The following is a 15,031-nucleotide window of genomic DNA, read 5'->3' as shown; positions in this document are numbered from 1 at the left end:
CAGTGCAGTGCCAAAACTATAATCCCCACTCTCTACAAGGCTCGGGGAACCGGCAAAGCCGGATATCAGGTCGCATGACAACAGAAGTGGCGAAAAGCCATGTAGTCAGGAAAACATCATTATGTGTGGAATTGTTGGTGCAGTAGCGCAACGTGATATCGCAGAGATTCTGCTGGAAGGTCTGCGTCGTCTTGAATATCGCGGATATGATTCGGCCGGTCTGGCCGTGGTCGATCGTCAGGGGCACGTCACGCGCCTGCGGCGTTTAGGAAAAGTGCAGAAACTGGCGGAAGCCGCTGAGCAGCAACCGCTGATTGGTGGCACCGGCATCGCGCACACGCGCTGGGCAACCCATGGCGAGCCGTCGGAAGCGAACGCGCATCCGCACGTCTCAGAGCACATCATCATCGTGCACAACGGCATCATTGAAAATCATGAGCCATTGCGTGCTGAACTGATCGCGCGCGGTTATGTCTTTGCCTCTGAAACGGACACCGAAGTGGTGGCGCATCTGGTTCACTGGGAGCAGAAGCAGGGCGGTTCGCTGCGTGAAGTCGTACTGCGTGTGATTCCGCAGCTGCGCGGTGCCTATGGCATGGTGATCATGGACAGCCGCGATCCGTCACTGCTGGTGGCGGCCCGTTCCGGCAGCCCGCTGGTGATTGGTCGTGGCATGGGCGAAAACTTTATCGCCTCGGATCAGCTGGCCCTGCTGCCAGTGACCCGTCGGTTCATCTATCTGGAAGAGGGTGATATCGCCGAGATCAGCCGTCGCGATGTCACGGTGATCGACCGTGAAGGCAACACCGTGACCCGTGCCGAAATCGAGTCGAACCTGCAATATGATGCCGGTGACAAAGGCATTTACCGTCACTACATGCAGAAAGAGATCTACGAACAGCCCATGGCGCTGAAAAGCACCCTGAGCGGTCGGTTCAGCCAGGGTCAGGTTGATCTGAGCGAACTGGGCGCGGGCGCAGAAGCGCTGCTGAGCCAGGTTGAGCATATCCAGATTATCGCCTGCGGCACCTCCTACAACTCCGGCATGGTGTCACGCTACTGGTTTGAGTCGCTGGCAAACCTGCCCTGTGATGTCGAGATTGCCTCGGAATTCCGCTACCGCAAATCAGCTGTTCGCAAAAACAGCCTGCTGATCACCCTGTCGCAGTCGGGTGAAACGGCAGATACCCTGGCGGCGCTGCGTCTCTCTAAAGAGCTGGGCTACCTGGGCTCGCTGGCGGTCTGTAACGTGGCCGGTTCATCACTGGTGCGGGAATCTGACCTGGCGCTGATGACCAAAGCGGGCACCGAAATCGGCGTCGCCTCTACCAAAGCGTTCACCACCCAGTTAGCGGTGCTGCTGATGCTGGTGGCGAAACTGGGCCGTCTGAAAGGGATGTCTGCCGAGACTGAACATGAGATCGTTCATGCACTGCAGGCGTTGCCGAACCGGATTGAGCAGATGCTGGCGCAGGATAAGCTGATTGAAAATCTGGCAGAAGGCTTCTCTGACAAGCATCACGCACTGTTCCTGGGTCGTGGCGATCAATATCCGATTGCCATGGAAGGGGCGCTGAAGCTCAAGGAGATCTCCTACATTCATGCGGAAGCCTACGCCGCAGGCGAGCTGAAACATGGCCCGCTGGCGCTGATTGATGCGGACATGCCGGTGATCGTGGTGGCACCTAACAACGAACTGCTGGAGAAGCTCAAATCCAACATCGAAGAGGTACGCGCACGCGGTGGCCTGCTTTATGTTTTTGCCGATCAGGATGCGGGCTTCAGCGACAGTGACGGAATGAAGATTATCCCGTTGCCGCATGTCGAAGAGGTCATTGCGCCCATCTTCTACACGGTGCCGCTACAGTTACTCTCCTATCACGTCGCCCTGATCAAAGGGACCGACGTCGATCAGCCACGTAACCTGGCAAAATCGGTTACTGTGGAATAACCGGGTGGGCCCCGTCGCGGGCCCACTTTGCTCTGGCCCTCTGTCATATAACTGTCATATTTCGTACATTTCACTGTCATCAAACTGTCCTATTTTCCCTCCTGCAGCAATCACAGATTCTTACTAAAACGGCCCCAAGCCTGACTTTTCTCCCCTGGAGGGAATATGACACTGATGCGTAGCACCGTAGCCCGAATCCTCGCCACCACCTTCGCCGTAAGCGCGGTATCTGCTTTTGCGGCAACCGATCTCACTGGCGCAGGCGGGACGTTCCCGGCGCCGGTTTATGCCAAGTGGGCAGCAGAATATCAAAAAGCCACCGGTAGCAAAGTTAACTACCAGGGTATCGGTTCATCTGGCGGCGTGAAACAGATCATCGCTAAAACCGTCGATTTCGGTGCGTCCGATGCGCCAATGAAAGATGAAGATCTGCAAAAAAATGGCCTGTTCCAGTTCCCTACCGTGATCGGTGGCGTAGTACTGGCGGTTAACCTGCCGGGTATCAAGTCAGGTCAGCTGACGCTGGATGGCAAAACCGTCGGTGATATCTACCTCGGCACCATCAAAAAGTGGAACGACCCGGCGATTGCCAAACTTAACCCAGGCGTGAAACTGCCAGAGACCAACATCAACGTGGTACGTCGCGCTGACGGTTCAGGCACCTCGTTCGTCTTCACCAGCTATCTGGCGAAAGTGAACCCGGACTGGAACAGCAAAATTGGTAAAGGTAACACCGTCAACTGGCCGGTCGGTCTGGGCGGCAAAGGCAACGACGGCGTCGCCGCGTTTGTTCAGCGTCTGCCGGGTTCAATCGGCTACGTGGAGTACGCCTACGCCAAACAGAATAACCTGACCTACACCAAACTCATCGATGCCGATGGCAAAGCGGTCGCCCCAAGCGAAACCAGCTTCAGTAATGCCGCGAAAGGTGCTGACTGGAGCAAATCGTTCGCGCAGGATCTGACCTTCCAGAAGGGCGCTGATGCCTGGCCAATCTCGTCAACCACCTTTATTCTGATCTACAAAGATCAGGCTAATGCGGCCAAGGGCGCTGAAATACTGAAATTCTTCGACTGGGCTTACAAAAGCGGCAGCAAAACCGCCACAGCGCTGGATTATGCTGCGCTGCCAGAGAGCGTGACTGAACAGATTCGCGCCGCCTGGAAAGCCAACATCAAAGACAGTTCTGGTAAAGCGCTTTATCAGTAATTGACCGACCCTGACCGGACAGCAGTCCGGTCAGACTCAACGGGCGGCGTCATGCCGTCCTGATAACTTCTGAAGACTGAGACTTCTATGGCTGCAACGAAGCCGGCATTCAAAGCCCCAGGCAAACAAGGTGACAGAATTTTTGGCGCGCTGGTCAGGCTGGCTGCGCTGATTGTCCTGTTACTGATGGGCGGCATTATTGTCTCCCTGATCATCTCCTCGTGGCCCAGCATCCAGAAGTTTGGTTTCGCCTTTTTGTGGACCAAAACCTGGGATGCGCCCAACGAACAATTTGGTGCACTGGTACCGATCTACGGCACCCTTGTGACCTCCATTATTGCCCTGATTATCGCAGTACCGGTGAGTTTTGGTATCGCGCTGTTCCTGACCGAACTCGCGCCAGGCTGGCTGCGTCGCCCGCTGGGCACCGCCATTGAGCTGCTGGCGGCCATTCCCAGTATTGTTTATGGCATGTGGGGTCTGTTTGTTTTCGCGCCGCTGTTTGCCGAATACTTCCAGACACCGGTCAATGACGTGCTATCGGGCATTCCGATTGTCGGCGAGCTTTTCTCCGGCCCCGCTTTCGGTATCGGCATCCTCGCGGCGGGTGTGATTCTGGCGATCATGATCATCCCTTATATCGCCTCGGTGATGCGCGACGTCTTTGAGCAGACCCCGGTGATGATGAAAGAGTCAGCCTACGGTATCGGCTGCACCACCTGGGAAGTGATCTGGCGCATCGTACTGCCTTTTACCAAAAATGGTGTGATTGGCGGTGTGATGCTCGGACTGGGTCGTGCGCTGGGTGAAACCATGGCGGTGACTTTTATTATCGGCAACACCTACCAGCTCGACAGCCCGTCGCTGTTTATGCCGGGTAACAGCATCACCTCGGCGCTGGCCAACGAGTTCGCTGAAGCGGAATCGGGCGTGCACGTCGCCGCGCTGATGGAGCTGGGACTGATCCTGTTTGTGATTACCTTTATCGTGCTGGCGATTTCAAAGCTGATGATTATGCGGCTGGCGAAAAGTGAAGGAGCGCGCTCATGACCACAATTGAAATTCAGGCGCGCGCCGAACTGGACGCATCACGCCGTAAAATGCAGTCCTGGCGCAGCACTAAAAATAAAATTGCGCTGACGCTGTCGCTGCTGACCATGGCTTTTGGCCTGTTCTGGCTGGTGTGGATCCTGTTCACCACCGTATCGCGCGGCGTGGATGGGCTCTCCTGGTCCCTGTTCACCGAATCAACGCCACCACCCAATACCGCGGGCGGCGGGCTGGCTAACGCCCTGGCGGGCAGCGGATTACTGATTTTCTGGTCTACCTTCTTCGGCACACCGCTGGGCATCATGGCGGGTATCTATCTGGCGGAATATGGGCGCAAGTCGCCACTGGCAGAAGTGATCCGCTTTATTAACGACATTCTGCTTTCGGCACCCTCGATTGTGGTCGGCCTGTTCGTCTACACCCTTGTGGTGTCGCAGATGCAGCACTTCTCCGGCTGGGCCGGGGTGATTGCGCTGGCGCTGCTGCAGGTGCCGATTGTGATTCGTACCACCGAAAACATGATGCGACTGGTGCCAGACAGCATGCGTGAAGCGGCTTACGCGCTGGGTACGCCCAAGTGGAAGATGATCGCGTCTATCACCCTGAAAGCGTCGGTCTCCGGCATCATCACGGGTGTGCTGCTGGCGATTGCGCGCATTGCAGGTGAAACGGCACCGCTGCTGTTCACGGCGCTCTCGAACCAGTTCTGGAGCACCGACATGATGCAGCCGCTGGCGAACCTGCCGGTCACCATCTTTAAGTTCGCCATGAGCCCGTTCGCCGAATGGCAGAGCCTGGCCTGGGCAGGTGTGCTGATTATCACCCTCTGCGTGCTGGTGCTGAACATCGTGGCGCGGGTGATTTTCGCCAAAGGTAAACACGGTTAATTTCCGGCGCGGCCCTGTGCGGCGCCGTATAAGAGAGATGAATTATGAGTATCGCGACAGCATCAGCCGATAAAATTCAGGTCCGTAATCTGAACTTCTATTACGGCAAATATCATGCGCTGAAGAACATCAATCTGGATATCGCTAAGAATCAGGTGACTGCGTTTATCGGGCCATCGGGCTGTGGTAAGTCGACCCTGCTGCGGACCTTCAACAAAATGTACTCGCTCTATCCGGATCAGCGGGCTGAAGGGGACATTCTGCTGGATGGCGAAAACATTCTGGCGACTCAGCAGGATATCGCGCTGCTGCGCGCCCGGGTCGGCATGGTGTTTCAGAAGCCTACGCCGTTCCCGATGTCGATCTATGACAACATCGCCTTTGGCGTTCGCCTGTTTGAAAAGCTGTCGCGTGCCGATATGGATGCGCGCGTGCAGTGGGCGCTGACCAAAGCCGCGCTGTGGAATGAAACCAAAGACAAGCTGCATCAGAGCGGTTACAGTCTCTCCGGCGGCCAGCAGCAGCGTCTGTGCATTGCCCGCGGTATCGCGATTCGCCCGGAAGTCTTACTGCTGGATGAGCCCTGCTCTGCGCTTGATCCTATCTCTACTGGCCGTATTGAGGAGCTGATCACCGAGCTGAAACAGGATTACACCGTGGTGATCGTGACGCACAACATGCAACAGGCTGCACGCTGCTCTGACCATACGGCTTTCATGTATCTGGGCGAACTGATTGAGTTCAGCGATACCGACACGCTGTTCACTAAACCCGCCCAGAAGCAAACCGAAGATTATATAACTGGCCGCTACGGCTGATCTGACAGGAGATCGACATGGATAATCTTAATCTGAATAAGCACATCTCCGGTCAGTTCAATGCCGAGCTGGAGCATATCCGTACCCAGGTGATGATCATGGGCGGTATGGTCGAGCAGCAGCTGACCGATGCAATTACCGCTATGCATAATCTGGATGGCGAACTGGCGCAGCGGGTGATCGACGGTGACCAGAAGGTCAATATGATGGAAGTGGAGATTGATGAAGCCTGCGTGCGCATCATCGCCAAACGTCAGCCAACTGCGATCGATTTGCGACTGGTGATGGCGATCATCAAAGCCATTTCTGAGCTGGAACGGATTGGCGACGTGGCGGAGAAGATCAGCCGCACGGCGCTGGAGAAGTTTGGTCAACAACATCTGCCGCTGCTGGTCAGCCTTGAGTCGCTGGGTCGTCACACCGTGCAGATGCTGCATGATGTGCTGGACGCTTTTGCACGCATGGATCTAAATGAAGCGATCACTATCTACCGTGAAGATAAAAAGGTGGATAAAGAGTACGAAGGCATTGTGCGCCAGCTGATGACCTACATGATGGAAGATCCGCGCACCATTCCCAGCGTGCTGACGGCGCTGTTCTGTGCCCGCGCCATTGAGCGTATCGGCGATCGTTGCCAGAATATCTGCGAAATCATCTTCTATTTCGTCAAAGGTCAGGATTTCCGTCACGTTGGCGGTGACCGGCTCGATGAATTACTGTCGGGCGATGACGGCAGCAACAGACCTTCCTGATAAATCTTCTTCCTGCGCCTGATCGGCGCAGGGATAAGCCTTTTCAATTGGTCACATCCTGAACTCTCTCTATAATTGCGGCACTTTTCTTTATGAGGTGCGCAACGATGTCCCCTTCTCCCCAATCTAAGCCGGGCGTAACGCCAGGCAAAGCGATGCTGGCTGCGGTCAGCGGTTATGCCATGGATGGATTTGACCTGCTGATACTCGGCTTTATGCTGCCGGCTATCAGTGTTTCGCTGGCGCTCAACCCATCACAGGCGGGATCGCTGGTGACCTGGACGCTGATCGGCGCGGTTATCGGTGGCATCGTATTTGGTCATCTCAGCGACCGCTATGGTCGCATCCGCATGCTCACCGTCACGATTCTGGTCTTTTCGGTCTTTACCGGGCTGTGCGCGGTGGCGCAGGGCTACTGGGATCTGCTCGCCTGGCGAACGCTGGCGGGTGTCGGTCTGGGTGGCGAATTTGGTATCGGCATGGCGCTGATTGCCGAAGCCTGGCCTGCTGAGAAGCGCAACCGCGCATCAGCGTGGGTTGGCATCGGCTGGCAACTCGGGGTGCTGATGGCGGCCTTTATCACACCGCCGCTGCTGACTATCATCGGCTGGCGCGGCATGTTTCTGGTCGGCTTGTTGCCTGCGCTGGTCTCGTTTGCCATTCGTCGCGGCATGGGTGAACCGGAGGCGTATCAACGGCAGGTTAAACATGTGCCGTCACTCTCTTTTCCGGCGCGCCTGAAACTGCTGGTGCGCGATCGCGCCACCGCCAAAGCCAGCCTGGGCATTTTTATCCTCTGTTCAGTACAGAACTTTGGTTACTACGGGCTGATGATCTGGATGCCGAGTTACCTCTCCTCCAGCTTTGGCTTCAGCCTGACGAAGTCGGGCCTCTGGACCGCGGTGACCGTGGTCGGGATGACCTTTGGCATCTGGCTGTTTGGCGTACTGGCCGACCGCTTCGCACGCTGGAAAATCTTCCTGCTCTATCAGTTTGGCGCAGTAGTGATGGTGGTGGTTTATGCTCAGCTGCGCGACCCGAACATCATGTTATTTACCGGCGCGATCATGGGGATGTTTGTTAACGGCATGATTGGCGGTTATGGCGCGCTGATTTCCGATACTTTCCCGCCGCAGGTGCGTGCCACCGCGCAAAACGTCCTGTTCAACCTTGGTCGTGGTGTGGGCGGCTTCGGCCCGGTGGTGATTGGTCTGCTGGCGAGCCAGTTCTCGTTTACGGCGGCGATTACCCTGCTGGCGCTGATTTATCTGCTGGATATTGCGGCGACGCTGTTCCTGCTGCCGAAGAAACAGGGTCAGGAAGATACGCTGGGCGCGATTGGCTGATGCTACCGTGATGGTATGGCTGGGTAAGTGTCATCCCGGCCATTCCGGGTCAGTAATATGGCTCACGATCACCTGTTCTGCCTTCATTACCCCCCTGGCATTACATGGCAGGGGGATCCGTTAACAGGCGATTTAAATCCATAACAGGCGGAGCGTTCTCACAGGTTTACTTCATCAGCGGCAGGAGCTGTTGATACAGCGTCGCAAAGGTCTCACGACATGGCTGGTAGTGCGCTACCCGGGCCGGATCCGGCTGGTGTCGCTGCACCAGAACCGGCGTCGGCACGGTGACCTCTGCATCCAGCGCCTGCTGTGCCAGCCTGGCGGCCCCCAGCGCCGGGCCAACCTCCCCGCCATGGCAGTAATCCAGCGTCTGGCCGCTGATGTCTGCCAGCATCTGACGCCACAGTGCACTGCGTGCGCCGCCGCCGATCAACATAATGCTCTTTGGCTGAACGCCACAGTCGTGCAGCGCGTCCATGCCCTCCGCCAGCGCAAACCCTACGCCTTCCAGCACCGATCTCGCCAGCTCGGGACGGCCATGCTGGTGGGTAAAGCCAAAGAAAGCACCCCGGGCATTCGGGTTATTGTGCGGCGTGCGCTCACCGGAAAGATAGGGCAGAAACCACAGCCCGGGCAGGTCATCGCGTGCGCGTTCAGCTTCAGCCAGCAGCTCAGGAACATCTCTGCAACCGGTCAGCGTCGCTGCCCAGTCCAGACAGGAGGCTGCGCTGAGCATCACCGACATCAGATGCCAGCGCTGGGGTAACGCATGACAGAAGCTGTGTACCGCGCGCTGCGGATTGCTGAGATAGCCGTCGCTCACCACGAAGTAGACGCCCGACGTACCCAGCGACAGCATGCCCTGGCCCGGTTCGGTCATGCCGACACCAATCGCACCCGCAGCATTGTCGCCACCGCCCGCCGCCAGCGGCACGGCGTTCATCTTCCAGCGTGTGGCCAGTTCGGCATGTAAGGTGCCGGTCAGGGCATTGCCCTCATAGAGTTGCGGCATCTGATCGCGGCTGAGGTCGCAGGCGCGCAGCATCACATCGCTCCAGTCACGCCGTGCCACATCCAGCCACATTGTGCCTGCTGCATCTGACATATCAGTGGCGAAGTCGCCACTCAATCGCCAGCGCAGGTAATCTTTGGGCAACAGCACGTGAGCGATCTGACTGAATATTGCCGGTTCATGTTGCTGAACCCACAGCAGCTTGGGAGCCGTGAAGCCGGGCATCATCAGGTTGCCGGTGATCGCCCGCGAATCCGGCACCTTCTGTTCCAGCTCACGGCACTGCGCCTCGCTGCGCCCATCATTCCAGAGCATGGCCGGTCGTAATACCTGGTTTGCACTGTTGAGCAGCGTTGCACCATGCATCTGTCCGCTCAGCCCGATGGCCTGCACCGCGCGCAGATCCTGCTGCGCGCTCAGCGCCTGCATGGCCAAATCCAGCGCCTGCCACCAGCTTTCGGGATCCTGTTCGCTCCACAATGGCTGCGGACGCGAAACCTGCAGCGGCGCTATTTCCGTCGCCACCACGTTGCCTTGTGCATCCATCAGCACCACTTTGACGCCAGAGGTGCCTAAATCGATCCCGATAAACATGCTCTGCTCCTGAAGGGTTAGAAATCAAACAGGTAGTGATTCACCAGATTTTCCAGCTGCTCCTGACGTCCGCTCTGATGCTGCGGATTGAGCTGCTGCTGCTGAGCATGCGCCGCCAGCGCCTCCAGTGAAAACTCACCTTTCAAAATTTGCTGGCCGAACTCACCATTCCAGCCGCTGTAGCGCTGTGCCACACGCTTATCGAGTTCACCGTCGCTGATCATGCGAGCGGCGACCTTCAGCGCCAGCGCCATGGTATCCATCGCGCCAATATGACCGTAGAAGAGATCGTATTTATCAGTGCTCTGACGACGCACTTTGGCATCAAAGTTTAAGCCGCCAGTGGTAAAGCCGCCCGCTTTGAGAATTTCGTACATCACCAGCGCATTCTCTTCCACGCTGACCGGGAACTGATCGGTATCCCAGCCGCACTGCGGATCGCCGCGGTTGGCATCCACGGAACCAAAAATGCCCAGCGCAATGGCCGTCGCAATTTCATGATGGAAAGAGTGACCCGCCAGCGTGGCGTGGTTCGCCTCAACGTTAACCTTGATCTCTTTCTCCAGTCCGAACTGTTTCAGGAAGCCATAAACCGTCGCGACATCATAGTCATACTGATGTTTGGTCGGCTCCTGCGGTTTCGGTTCAATTAGCAGCGTTCCCTGGAAGCCAATTTTGTGTTTGTGCTCGACCACCATCTGCATAAAGCGGCCAATCTGCTCGCGCTCCTGGCGCAGATCGGTATTCAGCAGAGTTTCGTACCCTTCGCGTCCGCCCCACAACACATAGTTTTCGCCGCCCAGGGTTTTGGTCGCCTGCATGGCGCTGCAGACCTGCGTCGCTGCCCAGGCAAAAACTTCAGGATCGGGATTGGTGGCAGCCCCGGCTCCGTAGCGTGGATGGGTAAAGCAGTTGGCTGTGCCCCACAGCAGTTTCACGCCGGTCTCCTGCTGTTTCTCCAGCAGTTTATCGGTCATGGCGGCAAAATTCTCTTTGTAGCTGTGCAGCGAATCGCCTTCTGGTGAGACATCAACGTCATGGAAGCAGTACCACGGCACATTCAGCTTGTGGAAAAACTCAAAGGCCACATCCGCTTTCAGTTTTGCCTGCTGCAGCGCATCTCCGCTTTTCTGCCACGGACGATCAAAAGCGCCGACACCAAACATATCCGCGCCATTCCAGCAGAAGGTGTGCCAGTAACAGGCGGCAAAGCGCAGATGCTCCGCCATGGTCTTGCCGAGGATCACCTCATCGGGATTGTAGTGGCGGAAAGCGAGAGGATGAGTCGACTGGGTGCCTTCATAACGAACCCGATCGATCTGATCGAAATAAGCGTGCATGGTTTGCTCCTTAGCATCAGTACCCGAATGGCCTGCGTTGAAGCAATATTTGATATTGGCTGCTGCCTCAGCTCAATTACGATATTTCACTACGGGTGTCAGATAATTATTATTTGTGCGCTGGCTCGCAAAATAATGTTATTTACGGGGTGGTTTATCATTATCGCTCTCTTGTCCGAAAAAGATGAAACCTCGATCGCGCTCATAAAAAATGAAATAAACCAAAAAACGTAATAGCCGGATAAAAATCAGTAATTGCTGTAACAGGAAAATAAGGGCAACAATTCATCCGCCTGGTTTATAGGCCTGAAACGACAATAGCCTCAACCTACAGGATGATCACAATGAAGATGAAACATGCACTGCTCGCCGCCTGTGCGGCGCTGGCGCTGTTCAGCCAGACCAGCGTGGCAAAAGAAGTGAAGATCGGCATGGCGATTGACGATTTGCGACTCGAACGCTGGCAGAAAGACCGCGACATTTTCGTAAAACAGGCTGAGACGCTGGGCGCGAAGGTGTTTGTTCAGTCAGCCAACGGCAACGAAGAGACACAGATGTCGCAGATTGAAAATATGATCAATCGCGGTGTCGATGTGCTGGTGATTATTCCTTACAACGGTCAGGTATTGAGTAATGTTGTCGCTGAAGCGAAACGGGAAGGCATTAAAGTGCTGGCGTATGACCGAATGATAAATAATGCCGATATCGACTTTTATATCTCTTTCGATAATGAAAAAGTGGGCGAACTGCAGGCCGAGAGCATTGTGAAACAGGTGCCTAAGGGCAACTATTTTTTAATGGGCGGATCGCCTGTGGATAATAACGCACGCCTGTTTCGTGCCGGACAGATGAAGGTGTTAAAACCCTATATTGATAACGGCAGCATTAAAATTGTTGGCGACCAGTGGGTCGATGCCTGGCTGCCGGAAAATGCCCTGAAAATTATGGAAAATGCCCTGACCGCCAACGGCAACCATATCGATGCGGTGGTGGCCTCTAACGATGCCACCGCAGGCGGCGCGATTCAGGCGCTGAGCGCGCAGGGGCTGGCAGGAAAAGTGGCGATCTCCGGTCAGGATGCCGATCTGGCAGCCATTAAGCGTATCAAAGCGGGCACCCAGACCATGACGGTTTACAAACCGATCACTGAGCTCGCCACCGAAGCGGCGAAAATTGCCGTCGAACTGGGCGAGGGCAAAACACCTGCCAGCAACAGCACGCTGAACAATGGTCTGAAAGAGGTTCCGTCACGGCTGCTGAAGCCGATTCCGGTCAACAAAGACAATATTGAAAGCACCGTGGTGAAAGACGGTTTCCACAAACAGAGCGAACTCTGACTGCGCATAGCGTGAGGGAGAACAGTCGATGCTGCTGGAAATGAAAAATATCACCAAGCGTTTCGGTGCCGTGAAGGCGCTGAATGATGTCAGCCTGCAACTTGAGGCGGGCGAAGTGATGTCGCTGTGTGGTGAGAATGGATCGGGCAAATCGACGCTGATGAAAATCCTGTGCGGACTCTATCCGCACGGCGATTTTGAAGGGCAGATTCACTTCTCTGGCGACGACATTCAGGCGCAGACCATTCGCGATACCGAGCGTAAAGGCATTGTGATTATTCATCAGGAGCTGGCGCTGGTGCGGCAACTGACGGTGATGGAGAACATTTTCCTCGGTGCCGAACTGAGCCGTTTCGGCATGGTGGATGATGAAACCATGACCCTGCGCTGCCAGCAACTGCTGGCGCGGGTCGGGCTGAACGTCTCTCCCGCCACCCGGGTCGGTGAGTTAGGCCTTGGGCAGCAGCAACTGGTGGAGATTGCCCGCGCACTTAACAAACAGGTCCGGCTGCTGATTCTGGATGAGCCGACCTCTTCCCTGACGGAGCAGGAAACGGACGTGCTGCTCGGCATCATCCGTAATCTGCGTGAACACGGCATCGCCTGCATCTACATCTCGCACAAGCTGAATGAGGTTAAGGCGATCTCCGACACCATCTGCGTGATTCGTGATGGCCAGCATATTGCTACCCGTCCGGCAGCGGGCCTGAGCGAAGATGACATCATCACCATGATGGTAGGACGCGAGCTGACCGCGCTCTATCCCCACGCGCCGCATCAGATTGGCGACGTGATACTGAAAGTTGAAAACCTCACCGCCTGGCATCCGGTTAACCGCCACATCCGCCGCGTTAACAATGTCTCGTTCTCGCTCAGACGCGGTGAAATCCTCGGCATCGCCGGGCTGGTGGGCGCGGGCAGGACTGAGACAGTCCAATGTCTGTTTGGCGTCTGGCCGGGGCGCTGGCAGGGCGATATCTGGATCAATGGCAAACAGGTCAACATCACCGATTGCCGCGCCGCCATTGCGCACGGCATCGCGATGGTGCCGGAAGATCGTAAAAAAGATGGCATCGTGCCGCTGATGGCGGTGGGCAAAAATATTACCCTGGCGGCGCTGGACCAGTTCAGCCACCGGCTCTCAACGCTGGATGAAGCGCAGGAGCAGCAGGCGATCAACGACGCGATCGGTCGGCTGCGGGTGAAAACCTCCTCATCAGAACTGCCGATTGGTCGTTTAAGCGGCGGCAACCAGCAGAAAGCGATTCTGGCGAAATGTCTGCTGCTCAATCCAAAAATCCTGATCCTCGATGAACCGACGCGCGGCATTGATGTGGGCGCACGTCAGGAGATCTACCTGCTGATCAATGCGCTGGTTCAGCAGGGTATCGCGGTGATTGTGATTTCCTCTGAGCTGCCGGAAGTGCTGGGCCTGAGCGATCGGGTGCTGGTGATGCATGAAGGGCAGATCAAAGCCGATTTGATTAACGATAACCTGACTCAGGAGCAGGTGATGGAAGCTGCCCTGCGGAGTGAACATTATGCTTAAAAGTGAAAGTACCCAAAGCCGCCTCTCCGGCACGCCGGGCAAACCGTCACCGGGCAGGTTCACACTGCCTAATCTGCAGGTTCTGGTGATGCTGGGCGCAATTGTGCTGATTGCATTGTTCTTTACCTGGACCACAGACGGCTCGTGGCTCAGTGCGCGTAACGTCTCCAACCTGCTGCGCCAGACCGCCATTACTGGCATTCTGGCCGTGGGTATGGTGTTCGTGATTATCTCGGCGGAGATCGACCTGTCAGTAGGTTCCATGATGGGCCTGCTGGGTGGCGCGGCGGCGATATTCGACGTCTGGCTCGGCTGGCCGTTGCCGCTGACCATCGTGGTGACGCTGGTGATGGGATTGCTGCTTGGCACGTGGAATGGCTGGTGGGTGGCCTACCGTAAAGTGCCTTCGTTTATCGTGACGCTGGCGGGAATGCTGGCTTTCCGCGGTGTTCTGGTCGGAATTACCGATGGCACTACGGTTGCGCCGATCACACCAGGCATGTCGCAGATTGGTCAGAGTTATCTGCCGGGCGGCGTCGGTTTCGGCTTTGGCTTTGCCGGTCTGGCGTTGTTTATGTTGTGGCAGTGGCGGCTGCGGCTGCGTCGTCAGCAGCTCGGACTGGCGCAGGGCGCAGCCAGTGGCACCGTCGGGCGTCAGGCGATCACCGCCATCCTAGTGCTGGGTGCCATCTGGTTGCTCAACGACTATCGCGGCGTGCCGACGCCAGTGTTACTGCTGGCCGTGCTGTTGCTGGCGGGCATGTTTATGGCAACCCGCACCGCGTTTGGCCGTCGTATCTACGCCATCGGCGGCAACATTGATGCTGCGCGCCTGTCTGGCATTAACGTGGCGCGCACCAAGCTGGCGGTGTTTGCCATCAACGGTGTGATGGTAGCGATTGCCGGGCTGATCCTCAGTTCACGCCTGGGCGCAGGCTCGCCGTCGGCGGGTAATATTGCGGAACTCGACGCTATCGCCGCCTGTGTGATCGGCGGCACCAGCCTGGCGGGTGGCGTGGGTTCGGTTGCAGGCGCAGTCATGGGGGCCTTTATTATGGCCTCGCTGGATAACGGCATGAGCATGATGGATGTGCCGACTTTCTGGCAGTACATCGTCAAAGGCGCGATTCTGCTGCTGGCGGTGTGGATGGATACGGCAACGCGGCGTCGGGTGTAATCGCGC

The 15,031-nt window shown here is 56.6% G+C and carries 12 protein-coding genes; 10 read left to right on the top strand and 2 right to left on the bottom strand.

The window, feature by feature from the left end; all coding sequences use genetic code 11:
• Window positions 1-121 precede the first annotated feature (121 nt).
• The 7 genes from glmS (at window position 122) to ACXKZD_RS00210 (ending at window position 8,013) form a co-directional block, all read left to right on the top strand.
• On the top strand, window positions 122-1,951 hold the full coding sequence (glmS, locus tag ACXKZD_RS00240; protein WP_010672188.1) for a glutamine--fructose-6-phosphate transaminase (isomerizing): 1,830 nt from the start codon (window positions 122-124) through the stop codon (window positions 1,949-1,951).
• A gap of 165 nt (window positions 1,952-2,116) precedes the next feature.
• Window positions 2,117-3,160: a phosphate ABC transporter substrate-binding protein PstS gene (gene pstS / locus ACXKZD_RS00235; RefSeq protein WP_488981807.1), complete on the top strand. Its 1,044-nt coding sequence runs from the start codon at window positions 2,117-2,119 to the stop codon at window positions 3,158-3,160.
• Window positions 3,161-3,247: 87 nt separating this feature from the next.
• Complete coding sequence (gene pstC / locus ACXKZD_RS00230; RefSeq protein WP_022624789.1) at window positions 3,248-4,210, top strand: phosphate ABC transporter permease PstC; 963 nt, start codon at window positions 3,248-3,250, stop codon at window positions 4,208-4,210.
• Window positions 4,207-5,097 (top strand): phosphate ABC transporter permease PstA, encoded by an 891-nt coding sequence (gene pstA / locus ACXKZD_RS00225; RefSeq protein ID WP_010258878.1) that lies wholly within the window; start codon window positions 4,207-4,209, stop codon window positions 5,095-5,097. The genes pstC and pstA overlap by 4 nt, the downstream gene beginning before the upstream one ends.
• Window positions 5,098-5,141: 44 nt before the next feature.
• Complete coding sequence (pstB, locus tag ACXKZD_RS00220; RefSeq protein ID WP_010258879.1) at window positions 5,142-5,915, top strand: phosphate ABC transporter ATP-binding protein PstB; 774 nt, start codon at window positions 5,142-5,144, stop codon at window positions 5,913-5,915.
• Between the two features lie 17 nt (window positions 5,916-5,932).
• On the top strand, window positions 5,933-6,667 hold the full coding sequence (gene phoU, locus ACXKZD_RS00215; protein ID WP_010258881.1) for a phosphate signaling complex protein PhoU: 735 nt from the start codon (window positions 5,933-5,935) through the stop codon (window positions 6,665-6,667).
• A 107-nt stretch (window positions 6,668-6,774) separates the two neighbouring features.
• Window positions 6,775-8,013, top strand: coding sequence for an MFS transporter (locus tag ACXKZD_RS00210; protein WP_010258883.1), 1,239 nt, complete (start codon window positions 6,775-6,777; stop codon window positions 8,011-8,013).
• A 166-nt stretch (window positions 8,014-8,179) separates the two neighbouring features.
• On the opposite strand, the gene xylB is transcribed toward ACXKZD_RS00210, so the two are convergent.
• Both xylB and xylA read right to left on the bottom strand, forming a co-directional pair.
• Window positions 8,180-9,622, bottom strand: coding sequence for a xylulokinase (xylB, locus tag ACXKZD_RS00205; RefSeq protein ID WP_346450635.1), 1,443 nt, complete (start codon window positions 9,620-9,622; stop codon window positions 8,180-8,182).
• A 17-nt stretch (window positions 9,623-9,639) separates the two neighbouring features.
• A complete protein-coding gene (xylA, locus tag ACXKZD_RS00200) occupies window positions 9,640-10,962 on the bottom strand; it encodes a xylose isomerase (protein ID WP_003849568.1) in 1,323 nt (440 codons plus the stop codon).
• Window positions 10,963-11,306: 344 nt separating this feature from the next.
• Here xylA and xylF point away from each other — a divergent pair, with 344 nt between their 5' ends.
• From xylF to xylH, 3 genes are read left to right on the top strand one after another with little or no spacing between them, the layout of a single operon-like run.
• Window positions 11,307-12,299, top strand: coding sequence for a D-xylose ABC transporter substrate-binding protein (gene xylF, locus ACXKZD_RS00195; RefSeq protein WP_010258888.1), 993 nt, complete (start codon window positions 11,307-11,309; stop codon window positions 12,297-12,299).
• Between the two features lie 28 nt (window positions 12,300-12,327).
• A complete protein-coding gene (locus tag ACXKZD_RS00190) occupies window positions 12,328-13,848 on the top strand; it encodes a xylose ABC transporter ATP-binding protein (RefSeq protein WP_010258889.1) in 1,521 nt (506 codons plus the stop codon).
• Window positions 13,841-15,025 carry a xylose ABC transporter permease XylH gene (gene xylH / locus ACXKZD_RS00185; protein ID WP_045139483.1) on the top strand — a complete coding sequence of 395 codons (1,185 nt, stop codon included), beginning with the start codon at window positions 13,841-13,843 and terminating at the stop codon, window positions 15,023-15,025. The genes ACXKZD_RS00190 and xylH overlap by 8 nt, the downstream gene beginning before the upstream one ends.
• Window positions 15,026-15,031: the final 6 nt, after the last annotated feature.

Source organism: Pantoea sp. ABR1s (assembly GCF_057812235.1).
The sequence above is the reverse complement of the archived record's forward strand: the minus strand, read 5'-3'. Positions and strand labels throughout refer to the sequence as shown.